Annotated in this window: 11 protein-coding genes; 5 read left to right on the top strand and 6 right to left on the bottom strand. The window is 56.8% G+C overall.

What is annotated here, in order from left to right:
• Positions 1-189: 189 nt before the first annotated feature.
• Together F8N36_RS03685 and F8N36_RS03690 are read right to left on the bottom strand one after the other, a co-directional pair.
• On the bottom strand, positions 190-1,260 hold the full coding sequence (locus F8N36_RS03685) for a sulfite exporter TauE/SafE family protein (protein ID WP_291331448.1): 1,071 nt from the start codon (positions 1,258-1,260) through the stop codon (positions 190-192).
• A gap of 128 nt (positions 1,261-1,388) precedes the next feature.
• Positions 1,389-1,802, bottom strand: coding sequence for a hypothetical protein (locus tag F8N36_RS03690; protein ID WP_291331449.1), 414 nt, complete (start codon positions 1,800-1,802; stop codon positions 1,389-1,391).
• Between the two features lie 230 nt (positions 1,803-2,032).
• On the opposite strand from F8N36_RS03690, the gene F8N36_RS03695 reads away from it, so the two are divergent.
• From F8N36_RS03695 to F8N36_RS03705, 3 genes are all read left to right on the top strand, one after another.
• Positions 2,033-3,535 carry an ATP-binding protein gene (locus F8N36_RS03695; protein WP_291331450.1) on the top strand — a complete coding sequence of 501 codons (1,503 nt, stop codon included), beginning with the start codon at positions 2,033-2,035 and terminating at the stop codon, positions 3,533-3,535.
• Positions 3,532-5,046: a sigma-54 dependent transcriptional regulator gene (locus tag F8N36_RS03700; protein WP_291331451.1), complete on the top strand. Its 1,515-nt coding sequence runs from the start codon at positions 3,532-3,534 to the stop codon at positions 5,044-5,046. The genes F8N36_RS03695 and F8N36_RS03700 overlap by 4 nt, the downstream gene beginning before the upstream one ends.
• 179 nt (positions 5,047-5,225) lie before the next feature.
• The gene (locus F8N36_RS03705; RefSeq protein ID WP_291331452.1) at positions 5,226-5,693 is read left to right on the top strand and encodes a pyridoxamine 5'-phosphate oxidase family protein; all 468 of its coding nucleotides are present in this window, start codon (positions 5,226-5,228) and stop codon (positions 5,691-5,693) included.
• Positions 5,694-5,804: 111 nt separating this feature from the next.
• Here F8N36_RS03705 and F8N36_RS03710 read toward each other — a convergent pair whose 3' ends face one another.
• Complete coding sequence (locus F8N36_RS03710; protein ID WP_291331453.1) at positions 5,805-6,758, bottom strand: glycosyltransferase family 2 protein; 954 nt, start codon at positions 6,756-6,758, stop codon at positions 5,805-5,807.
• Between the two features lie 36 nt (positions 6,759-6,794).
• A complete protein-coding gene (locus F8N36_RS03715; RefSeq protein WP_291331454.1) occupies positions 6,795-8,441 on the bottom strand; it encodes a DUF6056 family protein in 1,647 nt (548 codons plus the stop codon).
• 270 nt (positions 8,442-8,711) lie between these two features.
• On the opposite strand from F8N36_RS03715, the gene F8N36_RS03720 reads away from it, so the two are divergent.
• A complete protein-coding gene (locus tag F8N36_RS03720) occupies positions 8,712-11,024 on the top strand; it encodes a methyl-accepting chemotaxis protein (RefSeq protein WP_291331455.1) in 2,313 nt (770 codons plus the stop codon).
• A gap of 94 nt (positions 11,025-11,118) precedes the next feature.
• On the opposite strand, the gene F8N36_RS03725 is transcribed toward F8N36_RS03720, so the two are convergent.
• Entirely contained in the window at positions 11,119-11,586 is a 468-nt protein-coding gene (locus F8N36_RS03725; RefSeq protein ID WP_291331456.1) for a VOC family protein, read from the bottom strand.
• Between the two features lie 374 nt (positions 11,587-11,960).
• Between F8N36_RS03725 and F8N36_RS03730 the strand changes: the two genes are divergently transcribed.
• On the top strand, positions 11,961-13,205 hold the full coding sequence (locus F8N36_RS03730) for an HD domain-containing phosphohydrolase (protein WP_291331457.1): 1,245 nt from the start codon (positions 11,961-11,963) through the stop codon (positions 13,203-13,205).
• A 93-nt stretch (positions 13,206-13,298) separates the two neighbouring features.
• On the opposite strand, the gene F8N36_RS03735 is transcribed toward F8N36_RS03730, so the two are convergent.
• Positions 13,299-14,534: an HDOD domain-containing protein gene (locus F8N36_RS03735; protein WP_291331458.1), complete on the bottom strand. Its 1,236-nt coding sequence runs from the start codon at positions 14,532-14,534 to the stop codon at positions 13,299-13,301.
• Positions 14,535-14,721: the final 187 nt, after the last annotated feature.

The raw sequence follows: 14,721 nt of genomic DNA on the forward strand, positions 1-14,721 counted from the left end.
GCGGGGGGGCATGACGGGGGACAAATATTCTTTTACGTTATTTTTTGAATAATATCGAAATGGGCGAAATACGCAATGGGCAGGAAAACTCTTGGATACTTGTCCGCCGTAAAAAATACAAAAAAGAGAGGTGCAGACGCAATGCACCTCCCCTTTTGGCTATAGGTTTGAGGAGAAGAGATTTGCTTTTTATGCGGCGCTGCCGAGAGCGGCCTCTCTGCGATTGCGCTGCTGGCCGCGCCACATGCCGCCAAGAATCATGCCCGCACCCACGAGCAGGCCGGCACACATGGTCACAAAGCTGACCACCTTGAAGATGTACAGCATGCCCGGCCCCATATGGATGAGGCCCAGCGCGTTGAGGTAGCCCGGCAGGGCCACAATGCGGCTGGCGGCCACGATAAGCATGATGGCGGCCATGACGTACTTGATCATGATGGGTTTGACGTAGGTGGTGCCGATGGCCCCAAGCTGCACGCCAAACAGCGAACCAGCCAGAATGATGAAGACCAGCCGGATGTCGATCATGCCGTGCATGGCCCAGTTTACCGAGCCGCACAGGCCCATGACAAAGGCGGTGACCAGCTCTGTGCCTGAAGCGATCAGCCCCGGCACGCCGATGACATAGATCAGCCCCGGTACGCCCACAAAACCGCCCACGGCGATGGTTGCTGCCAGCATGCCAGTGGCGATGCCCACGGGCAGGGTGAACCACAGCGAAATACGCAGACCGGATTTGGGAAAGGAAATCATGGGTGGCAGGTTAATGGCCTGAAGCTTTTTGGCCAGGGGCGGGGTGCCCTCGTCGTCGTCAAGCCCGGCCTGGCTTGAGCGCAGGGCATCTTTCAGAACATAGCTGCCCACAACAACCAGCACCACCACAAACGAAACGCTCACGTACAGGTCGGAACCGGCCTGTCCCCAGTTGTCCAGAATAAATCGCTGGATACGGATGCCGATCTGCACGCCAATGCCCGCAGTGGCGGCAATGACCATGCCCAGCTTGACGTCCACCTGGCCGAAGCGGTAGCGCTTGATAGCGCCCACCATGGCCTTGGGAAACTTGTGGCACATGTTGCTGGCCACGGCCACGGCCCCGGGAACGCCAAGCCCCATCATGCCGGGGGTGAGAATGAATGCGCCCCCAGAGCCGATAAAACCGCTCACCAGCCCGCCCACAAAACCCACAGCCAGCAAAAAGGCTATGGAAACAGGCGTGAGCGTTATGAATTGCGACGGGTCAAGACTGAGCAGATCCATGTTAACCTCCACGGGCATGCTTGCCGGGGCGTACTGTGTTTGCGCTGGCCCAGAGCCAGGCATGTCGCCGCTCAACCAATGGTACGAGCCGGGCGGCGGCGCAGCCCGGCCCTGTAAAAAACGTTTTGCTAGCCGTGCACCACAGCGGTGGTGTCAATACGGGGAGCGGGCGTGGCAGTCTGGCGCACGGCAACCTTGGGGGCAGCCTTTGCGGCCTGCTTCTGCACGCCGGTAATGCCGCACAGTTCCCACAATGCGCCGGCAAAATGACCGTGCACGTACGAGAGCAGCAGCACCGAGGCTATGGGCAGGGCTGTCCACAGTCCACCCTTTGCGCACAGGGCGGCAAAGGTGTCGGCATTGGTAAAGGCAAGCACATACATGAGTATGCTGCCCGCGCCGAAAAGCAGCAGCTGCTTGAGCGCTGCGGGCTGCGCCTTGCCGTTGATGTTCCACAAATCGTCTGTCCAGCCGGGTTGGCCCGCGTCGGCATAAGCCACGGCGGTAAACCAGTTTTCCATCGTTTTTTGCAGGGTATTCATGTCGGCCTCCTGCATGGGCAATTACAACTATTGTGCCAAAAAGCTCAAAATGTAACATGCCGTTTTAAAAGGATATTTTTTTGTAAACGCGCACCTTGGCGTCCCCCTCAACTGTTGCATTATGGCATGCCCCGACAGGCCAGGCGCTGCAAACTGTTGCCGCTCTAGGCTTGTCAGGACTGTTTTATTTTTGTACGCTGTTGCATATTGAAACAACGTCAGGCGCAGATATGAAACAATGCGCCTGCGGGGGTGTGCGCATGCTTCCGCATTTTTCAGTCTGGCATACCATTCGCGGCAAGATCGCTGTCGGCACGGGGCTGTTTCTGGTCATGCTGCTGCTTTTGGGCGGCATTGCCAGCTATGATCTCGGGCGTATCGACCGCGCGGCGCGCCTCATAGACATGGTGGACGACCTGCGCAGCGACGTGCTTGAAATGCGCAGGTACGAAAAGAATTTGCAGCTGTTCCCCGGCAGAAAAGGCGATCTGGCCGCCCTGCGTAGTTTTGTGGAACTGACGCGTGAGCGGGCCACCGCCGTGGGGCAGGATTATAATGCCGCCATGGGGCGCCGGGTGGGCGACGGCGCGCACCGGAACCTCGACCTGCTGCTTGAGGGTATCGGAACCTACGAGGCCCTGCTGGACGACCAGCCGTCAGACGGCGCGGCCCTTACCGATCAGGGGCAGCGCCTGAGCGAACTGGCCGATTCGGCAGTGCGCCGCATGCGTCAGGGCATCTTTACCGCCGTGGGCAACCTGCGCTCCCAGCTGCTGGCTGCCGTGGGGGCTTTGCTGGCTTGCGGCATCGGCTTTGCCTGGCTGATAGGCAGGCACATTGTGCGCGCGCTGGCAGCCATTGAAAGTGCTGCCCGCAGTGTGGGCGCGGGCATGCCTCTGCCGCCGCCCCCGCCCCAGCTGGAGCAGGAGGCCCGGCACGTGCTCCAGACGCTGGACAGCATGGCCACAGAGCTTGAAAAACGTCATGCCCTGCTGTTGCAGGAAAAAAAGCTGGCCTCTCTGGGGGTGCTGACCTCTGGCGTGGCCCACCAGCTCAACAATCCCCTGAACAATATTTCCATGGGCTGCCAGCTGCTGGGCGAAGACGTCAACGACGCCCGCCTGGGCGTACGGCCCATGCCCGCAGCGACGGATGTGGCGGCGCAGCTGAACGAAATTCAGGCCGAGGTTGTGCGCGCTCGTGACATTGTGCGCGGCCTGCTTGATTTTGCGCGTGACCGGCCATTTACCGTGGCCCGGCATGAGCTGGCAGGCGTAGTGGGCAGGGCTGTGGCCCTGGTGCGCCACGACATGGGCGCGGGCGTGCGTATTGAGGTGGATGTGCCACAAGGGCTTGAGCTGCCCGTGGACGCCCAGCGCCTGCAAGAGGTGCTTATCAACCTGCTGCTCAACGCCGCGCAGGCTATGGACGGCAAGGGTGAAGTGCGCATAAGCGCGCAGGTGGACGAAGCTGAGGGTATGGCCGAGCTGCGCGTGAGCGACACGGGCAAGGGCATTGAACCGCAGTATCTGGGCAGGGTATTTGACCCGTTTTTCAGTCTCAAACCCGTGGGCGAAGGAACAGGGCTTGGCCTGTCCATAGCCTTTGGCATTGTGGGCAAGCACAACGGTACTCTTGAAGTGCAGAGCCAGCCGGGCCAGGGAGCGTGCTTTACTGTGCGCCTGCCGCTGGCGGCGCGGCTGGGTGCCGAGGTTTCAGGAGCAGACGCATGACTACGGAACGTTTTCGCCTTGAGGAGCAACAGCCCTCCTACAACGGCAATGCCCGCGAGGCGACGCCACGCACGGGTGGCAGGCTGCTGATCATTGACGACGAGCGCATGGCCCGCGCCAACCTTGCGCGCGCCCTTGAGCGCGGCGGGCACGAATCGGCCCAGGCGGGTAGTGGAGAAGAAGGCCTTGCCCTGCTGGCCGAGCAGGAATTTGACGTGGTCATTACCGATATCGCCATGGCGGGCATGAACGGCATGGAAGTGCTCAAGGCGGTGCGATCGAGCAAGCCCGATGTGGAAGTGATCATGGTCACCGGCTACCCCATGATCGAAAATGCCGTGGAGGCCATGCGTCTGGGGGCTTTTCACTATCTTGCCAAGCCCTATTCGCTGGAAGAAGCCCGCATGCTGGTGGCCCGCGCGCTGGAAAAGCGCCGCCTGCGACAGCAGGTTGCCCAGATGCGCGCCCAGCTTGAGGCCAGCGGCTCGGTGCCGGAGATGGTGGGCGTGTCACCCGCCATGTGCGGCCTGCGGCAGGCGCTCATGCGTCTTGCCCCCACCGATGTGGCCGTGTTGTTGCAAGGTGAAACAGGTACCGGCAAAGAGCTGGCCGCCCGCACCATGCATGCCCAGAGCCAGCGGGCGCGAAGGCGTTTTCTGGCCGTGAACTGCGGCGCGCTTTCGCCAGAGCTGCTTGAAAGCGAGCTTTTTGGTCACGAGCAGGGGGCTTTTTCTGGCGCAGTTCGGCGCAAGGAAGGTCTGTTTGAAGCCGCCAGCGGCGGCACGCTGTTTCTGGATGAAATTGGCGAAATGCCCTCAGGCATGCAGGTCAAACTGTTGCGCGTACTGCAGGAGCAGAATCTGCGCCGCGTGGGCGGTACGGTGGACATACCCGTGGACGTGCGCATCATCGCCGCTACCAATCGCAACCTCAAGGAAGAGGTAGAGGCGGGACGTTTTCGCCGAGATCTGTACTACCGCGTGGCCGTGGTCACACAGGAATTGCCGCCCCTGCGCAGTCGCGCCGAAGACGTGCCCCTGCTGGCGCGCTTTTTTCTGGCGCGGCTGGCGGAGCAGGGTGGGGCCGTGCCGCTGGATATTGACGACAGCGCACTGGATGCCCTGCGGCAGTATCCCTTTCCCGGCAATGTGCGCGAGCTGGCCAATATTCTTGAGCGGGCGTCGGTGTTCTGCCCACCGGGCGGCAGCATAGGTCTTGCGCACCTGCCCCCCGAGGTGCGCGAGGTGTGGGACCGTGGAGTTTTGCCAGTGGTAGACGTGTCTGTGCCAACACGAGGGCAGACTGTGGTTGTTCCCGTGTCGCAGACAGCAGCAACAGGTGCTCCATCGCAAGCAGATTCGTCGGCATCGCTGGTTCCTCTGGCCGAGATGGAAAAGCAGCACATTCTGCATGCCCTTGAGCTGGCGGGCGACAACCGCACGCTGGCGGCAGACATGCTGGGTATCAGCCGGTCATCGCTGTGGCGCAAGCTGCGGGAATACGGTGTATAGACGCGGCGGTTGCAGGTTGCATCTGCAGCAGACGCCTGCGCCTTGTCCTGAAGTTTTTTCGGGTGCGTTTCCGATATCCTGTTCTGCTAACCGTCGTGCCGTAACGTTCTGTCTGGTCAGGGCACGCATGCAGGAACAGGTTTTCGCGCAATGCTCCTTACAACTATATTGGAGGAATAATGCAGATTCGTATGAAAGAGCATCCGTTGACCGCCGGGCAGATTGATTCCCTGCTGGATTCCGTAGAAGTGGGGCACCTGGCCACGTTGGGCGACAACGGTTTTCCCTATGTGACCCCGGTGCACTTTGTGCGTATGAACGGGCGCGTCTATTTTCACGGTCTGGCGGCCGGGCAGAAGCTGAAAAACCTGCGTGCGGACTCCAGGGTCTGTTTTGAGGTGGAAGGTCCGCACCGGTTTATTCAGGCCGACACTCCCTGCGACACCAATACCGCCTACCAGAGCGTGATTATTACCGGTCATGCGGCAGTGGTGGAAGACCCCGCTGTCAAGACCGCCGCACTTGATGCTGTTGTGGCCAAGTATACGCCCCAGCACGCCGGGGCGGCGCATCCCCCCAATATGCTTAAAATGACGGCGGTGGTTGAAATCACGATTGGTGAAATCACCGGCAAATACTACGCCTGATTTGCTGACGAAAAGATGAAAACGCAAAAGCCCGGCTACAGCCGGGCTTTTGCGTTGGCAGATGAAAAGACAGCTGCCGCGCGAGAGGGCGTCCGCTTTACGCGTTGGCGCCTAGAGCTTTTTGGCGATGATATAGCGGGGCCTGCGGCGCACTTCGGTAAAGACCTTGGCAAGGTATTCACCCACCAGCGCAAGGCAGAAAAGCTGCACCGAGCCCAGCAGCAACACCACGATAATCAGCGATGTCCAGCCCTGAATGGTTTCGCCCATGGCGTACTTGAGCAGCGAAACTCCGCTGAAGGCAATGGCCGCCATCATGCAGATCATGCTCATGAGGCCCGCAAAGCGCAGGGGGGCCGCGCTGCACGCTGTAATGCCCTTCCATGCGAAAGAAACCATTTTCCAGAAAGGATACTTGCTTTCGCCAGCCGTGCGGCTTTGGCGCATGTAGAACACCTGAGCGCTCTTAAAGCCCAGAGCGGGAAAAAGCCCACGCAGAAACAGGCTCTGCTCGTGCACTTCGTCCAGAGCTTCCAGCACCGGGCGGGCCACCAGCCGGTAGTCGGCATGGTCAGGGATAAGCGGAACCTTGAGCCAGCGCATAAAGCCGTAAAACATGTGCGCCGTACGGCGTTTAAAGGCCGTGTCGGTGGTGCGGTCATTGCGCACGCCGTAAACAATGTCGTTGCCAGCCGTGTAGCTGGCGATCATTTCGGGTATGGCGGCGATGTCGTCCTGCAGGTCGGCATCAAGGCTGATGATGCAGTCCACGCCCCAGTCGCGGGCCGTTATCATGCCCGCCCAAACGGCGTTCTGGTGGCCTGCGTTGGCGGCAAAGCTCACGGCCCTGCATGAGGGATCAGCGGCGTGGCGTTCTTCCAGCAGTTCCCAGGTCCGGTCACGACTGCCGTCGTTGACGTACAGGGTGTAACTGTCGGGATGAACGCTACCCTTGCTTTTAAGGTCATGCAGAAGGCTTGCCAGGGCATCAAGAGTACGCGGCAGGGTTTCCTCTTCATTATAGCAGGGAACAACCAGTGCCAGCAGGGGGGCCGAACGGGACAATATTCTTCCTCCGTAGGGAGCGTATGCGCGAAGTGGTCAGTTCTGTTGCCGGGCAATCGTAACACGGCGCCAGACAAGAGGCTTGCCGGGTTGTTTTACAGCGATACAGGCAATGTCGTCTACAGATTTGATTCCGGGAATGTGCACAGCGGCCTTGCCATCGTCCGTAACGTCGGCGCTGGCGGGAAAATACCGCAGGGCTACGGCCCCGGCAGAAATGACGCCTTCGTTACGGCCTTCAGACAATGCGCGCGCCAACCCCTGAAGCAGACTGCTGGTTGTGGACGTGTGCACTCTTGCCCCAACATGCACCTCGCCTTGGGGAAGGTTTTCAAAAAAGACAATGTTGCACAGAACCAGCGCTCTGGCGTCGGGCGATTCGTAAATCTGCAGGGTGCTGGCTTCATCCCAGGGAACGAGTTCGCGCCAGTTCTCCGAATAAAGGTTGATCTGGCGGATGTCATAGCCCGGAAAGAAATATTTGTCGGTTTCAGGGTAATTGATATTGCCGAGGGATTGTTGGGGATGTGCGCCCGTTACTGAACGCGCCGTGAGAAAAACGCGGGCTTCGAGCAGCACGCTCGAAAACAGCAGGGCGCAAAAAATGACAAAAAGCGCCCGGGCCTTGAGGCTTGTGGGGTTGAGAGCCACCAGCAGCGAAAAGGGACAGAGCGCGGTAAAAAAGAAGGTGGCGCTCATGGCCCGAAATGGGGTGGAGGGGCTGGCGACAAAGGCCGCAAGACTGGCCTGAGCCATAAGAAAAAAGACCATTGCCGGTATCCACACGGCAGGCTTCAGAAGCCCCCTGCGGCGCAGCATCCACGCAAACAGCAGTGCCGCGAGAAAATAGGGCAGCATTTCTAGCTGTTCAGTGCTCCAGAACTCCATAAAACGCAGCAGAGCCTTCATGGAAGCCAGAGGAATTTTTTCCATGCCGCCCACTGCGGCCAGACGAATGGCATTGCCGGGGGCCGCCATCATCATGCCCCAACCCAGGGCAGCGCCAGCTATGCCCGCCACGGCCCACAGGTGTGCGCGGCCCGATGCGCGCCAGCGGAATGCGGTTACCCCCAGCGCAGTCAGCAGGGCCAGCATACCCACATTTTCATTGCTCCAGCCCGCCAGAATGCCCGCAAATACGAAGAGAACACCGCCCGGCAGACGAAAATCCGCCCTGTCGGCCAGCATGCGATAGGGAACAAGAAAGAGTGTGGCCCATGTGAGGCTGTACCCGTAATCGCCCGTGCCCGTGCGCCAGAAAAAAACCGTGCCGAATGCGGGTAGGGCAATCCATATAAGACCGGCCACCACCACAAGGTGCCATGCTCTCAGCCGCTCACGCCACTGCGCTCCAAGGGCCAGCAGTGTGCCACTCGCAACAAGCAGCATGAACATGATGGGAGTCAGCACCGGGTGTACCCACTCAGGGCCGGAAAGCAGCACTCGGGCCATATAATGCCCAATAAACTTGCCGCTCCATTCCATGTATTCCTTGACCTGTGTCGTCCACAGGCCAGCCCCGTTTTTTGAAAAAGCATAATCGTCGCTTATCCACGGGGTCATTGCGCAGAACCACGACATGACAGCCATGATGACAAGGCTGACAAGCACTATCCTGTTACGCCTGAAACTGTGAGAACTGGAACTAGAGTGTGCTGCCGAACTGGAATTTGGGTGCTGCATCCGGTAAGAATCCTGAAAGTTAAAAAAAATGGGCGGTATGAGTTCTAAAGCGCGTCTTTGGCCGATATCTACGAGCAAATATCACACGGTGTCAATGAATTTGCGGCTGTTATGGCGGGCTGGAATCCTGTCCGTTCCCGGCCTTGGTCTAATGTTATGATAAAAGTTGTCGTTAAGCGATTTTGCAGGTACCATTGAATGTGTAGTAATTTGTAAAGACCATGTCTGCTGCCGCAAATGTCGGCTCACGTCTGCCCCTTGGAGTTTCTCATGCGCCAGGTCAGCATAAAAAGCATTTGCACCATATCCATAACGGTAGCCGTTATTGCCGTGGTCTCCGTGCTTGTTTTCTACGTGTCTACTTCTTCTTATCGCATGGTAGCTGGCGTGCAGACAGAAGCTCTGAATGAGACCAGCAAGATCGTAGCCCGCTCGGCAGAAATATATATCAACCAGTCAATAGATGTGGCCAAGATTCTGGCCCGGCAGAAACCGGTGCTCGATGCCTTTGCAGGGCAGCCGCAGGAAGCACAGGCTCTGCTGCGCGACTATATCAAAACCTTGCCGGGGTACTGGTCGCTTCTGCTTATTGACCTCAAGGGTCGTGTGGTGGCCGGGGTAAATGCCGATATGGCCGACCTGACCGGCGACAACCGGGGCGACAGGGACTATGCGCGGCAGATATTCAGCGGCAAGGATGTGGCGCTGAGCGAAAGCGTAATGAAGGCCTCCTCGGGCGATGCATTGATATTTGTGGTTGCCAAGGCTGTGCACGGCAAGGACGGCGCGCTTCTTGGCGCCGTGGCGGTATGCCCCCGCTGGACGGATTTTACGGAAAAAAGCATTGACCCCATCAGGCTTGGGCAGCGCGGCTATGGGTTCACCCTTGACAAGAGCGGCCGCTTTGTTTCCCACAGCATGGACAAGAAACTGCTGCTTCAGGATTATTCCAAGGAAACTTTCATCAGGGATGCCCTCGCCAAGGGTAACGGCACCTTCAAATATGTGTGGAAGGGCGAAGACAAGTTCATGTCGGTGGCAACGGTTCCGTCCACAGGCTGGATTGTCTGCATGAGCGCTTATGATACAGAACTGACAGCCCCGGCGGCAGAGCAGCGCACCGTGCTGTACATAGTTGGCGTGTGCGCTGTTATTCTGCTGAATGTGATACTCGCCATTCTGAGCAAGCAGCTTGTTTTCAACCCCCTGCAACGCCTTACCGATTTTACCGAAGCTGTGGCGCAGGGAAACTTCAAGGCGACGCTTTCCGGTAAATATCGTGCAGAAATGTTACGTTTTTCCGAGCACTTGTGCGTTATGGTGGACGAGCTGAAAAAACGCCTCGGCTTTGCACAGGGCGTGCTCAACGGCATACCCACCCCTTGCTATATTGTGGGCAGCGACTTCAAGCTGATGTGGCTCAATGATCAGGTGCGCAGTTTGCTGGGTAAACCGGAACCCAAGGATTCGTATCTGGGCATGCGCTCTGGAAAGTTCTCACGCGGCGACGACAGCCACGAAACGCTTTCTGACCGGGCCATTAAGGAACGCAAAGCCCTGAACCGCGAGCTCGATTTTACAACGCCGGCAGGAAAGCAGTTGCGCGTTTCTGTTCAGACAACGCCGTTTTATGATCTGGATGGCGGCATGCTGGGATCCATCACTTTCTGGACAGACCTGACAGAACTTTACGGGCAGAAAACGCGTATCGAAGCGCAGAATGCCGCCATCGCGCAGACCGCGGTAGAGGTTTCGCATGTGGCCGAAAACATAGCCACGGCCTCGCAGCAGCTCTCGCAGCAGGTCGCGCACTCCAGCCAGGGCGCGCGCGAGCAGCGGGGCAGGGTCAGCGATACCGCCAATGCCGTGGAAGAAATGAACGCCACCATTCTTGAAGTGGCCCGAAGCGCATCGGCCACCTCTGAAAATGCGGACAAGGCCAAGCACAAGGCTCAGGATGGAGCCCGGCTGGTGGAAGAAGTGGGCGCTGCGGTTGAGAGCATACGCGCAGAGGCCGGGCAGATGACCGACAGCATGCGCCGCCTGGGCGAACAGGCTCAGGGCATCGGTGCAATCATGGGCGTTATCTCAGATATTGCCGATCAGACCAATCTGCTGGCGCTCAACGCAGCCATTGAGGCGGCCCGTGCGGGTGACGCCGGGCGAGGCTTTGCCGTGGTGGCCGATGAGGTGCGCAAGCTGGCCGAAAAAACAGCTCATGCCACAACAGAAGTGCGCACGGCCATAGGCGGTATTCAAAGCGGAACAAATACCGCTGCCGCCCAGATGGATGCGGCGGCCGAGCGTGTGGCTCAGGCCACCGGGCTTGCCCAGCGGTCTGGCGAGGCGCTGGCAGAAATCGTGTCCATGGTCGAATCGGCCGGTGATCAGGTGCGTTCCATCGCTACTGCGGCCGAGCAGCAGTCTGCCACCTCGGAAGAAATCAACAGGGCGGTCAGCTCCATCAGCGTAATCGCTTCTGAAACAGACGAGGCCATGGCCCAGTCTACCCAGGCTGTGGACGCCCTAGTGGGGCAGGCCAGAAAGCTTGAGCAGCTCATAGCTGCCCTGCGTTCCAACTAGCGTTGTTGCAGGATGCCTTTGACAAGGCCCTTGCCGTTCCTCGTGTCTGGGGCGCGGCAAGGGCCTTTTTTGTTGGTCGGGTGGGTTTTGCCAGCTATGATTGTGTGGTTGCGACCTGCCGCCAGCTTTGCAGTTCTATAATATTGCCCTCAGGGTCGCGCGCGTACACAAACATGGCCTCCATGTTGTTGGGGTAGGCCGCGGTAACAACTTCGCCAACCTGCCCGCCGCCCGCCGCCAGTATGGCCGCCAGCGTGTCCTGTACGTCATCCACCTCAAAGGCAATGTGGGCAAGTCCAGGGAGGTTTACCTCTGGCGGCAGGGTGTTGCGCAGGCTGTCGTACGAAAAAATTTCCAGCGTCGGGTGTGTGGCATCGTACCCCGGCAGCAGCAGATGTTCGCCGGTGATATGCGCGTGGGGCAGACCGGTGAGCCTGTCGAGCCAGGGGCCGCGCAGGTCGCGGGTTTGGCCTATGCTTTTGCAGCCAAGGGTCTCTTTGTAAAAAGCTGTAAGTCTTGCCGTATCACGGGCGATAATGTTGGTGTGCACGTAGCGAAGCATGTGGGCTCCTGCAATGGGTGGTCTGATGCCGGGCTGGTAGCATGTGGGCAAAGCAAGAGGCATATGCGCCTGCCGCTGGCTTGCTTTTTGCCAGAATATGCGTGCAAATCTATGCCCGAAGCATGGACTTATCAACGAGCATTACGGGCGATCGCGTGTGCGGGGCTGCTGCTGGCAGAAGTTCCTCATTTTTGCGCCTGTTGCCGTGAAATCTGGTATCTGTCGCTGTGTACATACCGATCAAGGATGAAAATTTATTTAAAATCAGCAGTAAGGTTATTTGTTAATATGTTCTTTCCATGAGCGAGCTATAGTGATATGCTTGCATATGTGTAGATGAAGCTATCTTTCCCTTTAGCCGGAAGGGTTTTGCCATGGAAAAGCTGTCGTTAAAAGAATTAGCTGTTCCTGTTATTAAGGCTATTGATAGCTGTAATTATTTGCTCAAGTCTCACCACAGGCGAACCGCCGTTATTGCCTACCATATTGGCAAAAAAATGGGCCTGGAACGTGACCAGCTGTTTACGCTGGTCATATCTGCTGCTGTTCATGATGTTGGGGCATTGTCGGTGCAGGAACGCGATCTGCTGGTCAGGGAGGATGTGCAAAATCCCCGGCCGCATTGCGACATGGGCAGCAAAATGCTTTCTTCATTCGCCCCTTTTGCGGAAGTTGCGCGGGTGATCAAACATCACCACATTCGTTATGCGGCATCGCTTGATATGCCCGAGGGCGAGGTACTGCTGGAGAGCCATATTCTGCATCTGGCAGACCGCGTGGATATTGTCATCAATCCCGATATTTTTGTGCTCAAGCAAAAATCTGCCGTGGTGGATAGAATCAGGGCAAATGTGGGAACAGTCTTTCATCCGCAGGTGTTTGAAGCCTTTATGGCTGCTGCGGTGCCCGATATTTTCTGGATAGAAATCAATAATCTTGAGCTCGACCAGCTCTTCAGAAGGGTTGATTCCTCGCTGAATTTTAGCCTCACAATAGATAATATTCTTGAATTCGCCCTCACGATATCGCGCATCATAGACTTCAGAAGTCACTTTACCGCTTCGCATTCATATACGGTCGCAAACCTTGCCTGCGAACTAGGCAAGATATTTGGTTTTTCCCAGGAGCGATGTCTCAAGCTCAAAATCAGCGGCTATCTGCACGATATTGGCAAGATTGGCATTGATCCCGGTTTGATAGAAAAAAATGGCCCCCTCACCGACGACGAATTTGATCTGGTGAAGCTGCACACCTATTACACCGGGCAGATTTTGAGCAGTTTGAGTATCTCTGAATGGTTTAACGAAATTGTGGTGTGGGCCCAGAATCACCATGAAAAGACAGACGGTTCGGGTTACCCGTATTCCCTGCAAGAGGAAAATCTTGATACCGGCAGCAAGATACTCGCTTTTTCAGATATTATAGCGGCACTTATGGAAGACAGGCCGTACAGAAAATGCTTACCCATCGATACGGCCTTTGAGATAATCAGAGAAAAACTGGCCACAAAAATATCACCCGAAATGTTTGAGGTGATCGCCCAGCACAGGCAGAAAATAAATGACATAGTGGAGCAGTCGCACAGGAATGTGCTTAGCACGTACTGTTCTGAATCGTAGGTGTCGAGCTCGGAAAAATCCGGTTTTCATAACAGAGGGCGCCGCGTGCAGTCAGACACGCGGCGCCCTCTGTTATGAAAATTGTTGGGGACGTTACACTCCGGAAATCTGGTTCATCATGGTATCTGATATTCCTATGGCAAGTTCAAAAGATTCGGAAACGACGTTTTCTGGTATGTGTAGCACCTTGGCCAGTCTGTTTGCCCGGTCGAAATCAAGATGCTCCATGGCAACGGCAAGGGCGATGTAGTCGGAGTAGATACCCCGTTCGCCTCGCAACGAGGCCTTGATGTCGGCGCTCAGGGGCAGTTCCTTGAGAATTGTGGCCATGGGAACGCCCAGTATGGCCTCAAGCAGCGACAGCATGCCCACAAGAAACATACTTTCGTTCTTGGGGGCTGCAAATTTTGAGGCTACGCCCAGTGCATCCAGAAAATGAGCACGCTGCAGGGCCATGCGCAGCACTTCCGGGTTGGAATTGGTGCTGAGCATGTCGGAATACAGCATGAGGCGCAGCCAGTATTTTGTTTTCATCACGCCCAGCAGGGTAAGGGCCTGACGGATGGAAGTTATTTTTTCCCTGAATGAAAAGGCAGAGGAGTTGATGTACTGCAGCAGCCTGTAGCTGAGAGATACATCCGACTGCACCGCAGCAAGTATGGCGTCCGTATCGAGTACGTTTTTTTCGATTTCAGCGGCCAGCTTGAGTCGTATGGCTGAGGAACTTGTAAGCCCCTTGCCGCTTAATATCTGGGGCTTGGCAAAGTAGTAGCCCTGGAAAAAAGAGATGCCCTGTTCCCGAAAAGCGGTAAAAGCTGCCTCCGAATCCACTTTTTCTGCCAAAAACTTGCATCGGGTGCCGGAAAACCGGTTTTTGATGTCGATGACTTCATCGGTGGTGCGACCAAGGCAATCAAGTTTGATAATGTCAATGTAGGGAAAGATATCCTTGTAGCCGGGGTCACCCACAAAATCGTCGAGGGCGATGATGTAGCCTTCTGCCTTGAGTTCCCTGAGGCGCTCCACAAGCTTCGGAGTGACGGGAATATTCTCCAGAATTTCAATAACCGTATTCTGTGGGGGCAATGCCAGGGGGAAACGCTGAAAGATCAGTTCTTCCGTGAAATTTATGAATATTCTGACGTTTTCGGGTATGCCGGATGTGGCGCGCAAAAAACCGCCAGAGGCTACCAGAACCGTGGCTGCGTCAGGGTCGTCAATTACGGCTGCGTTTTCAGAAAGCCCTGTGCGGAAAAGCAGTTCAAAGGCCCAAAGCTTGCCGTAGTGGTCAAAAATGGGTTGTCGTGCGACAAAGAAATTGTTGAGCATATATATCCTTGAAGCCTGATAAGTCTGTGGAAACATGGAAGCAATATGCTGATTAGTCTATATGCTATCAGTGCCCATACTCAATAGCAAGGGAATATGATTTTCAGTTGTGATGTTCGGCTACTATATACAGGGTTGGAACGGCATGGCCAATGTTGGCCGGGTATGGAATTTCTATCTGTTCAAT

Source organism: Desulfovibrio sp., assembly GCF_009712225.1.
GTDB lineage: Bacteria > Desulfobacterota > Desulfovibrionia > Desulfovibrionales > Desulfovibrionaceae > Desulfovibrio.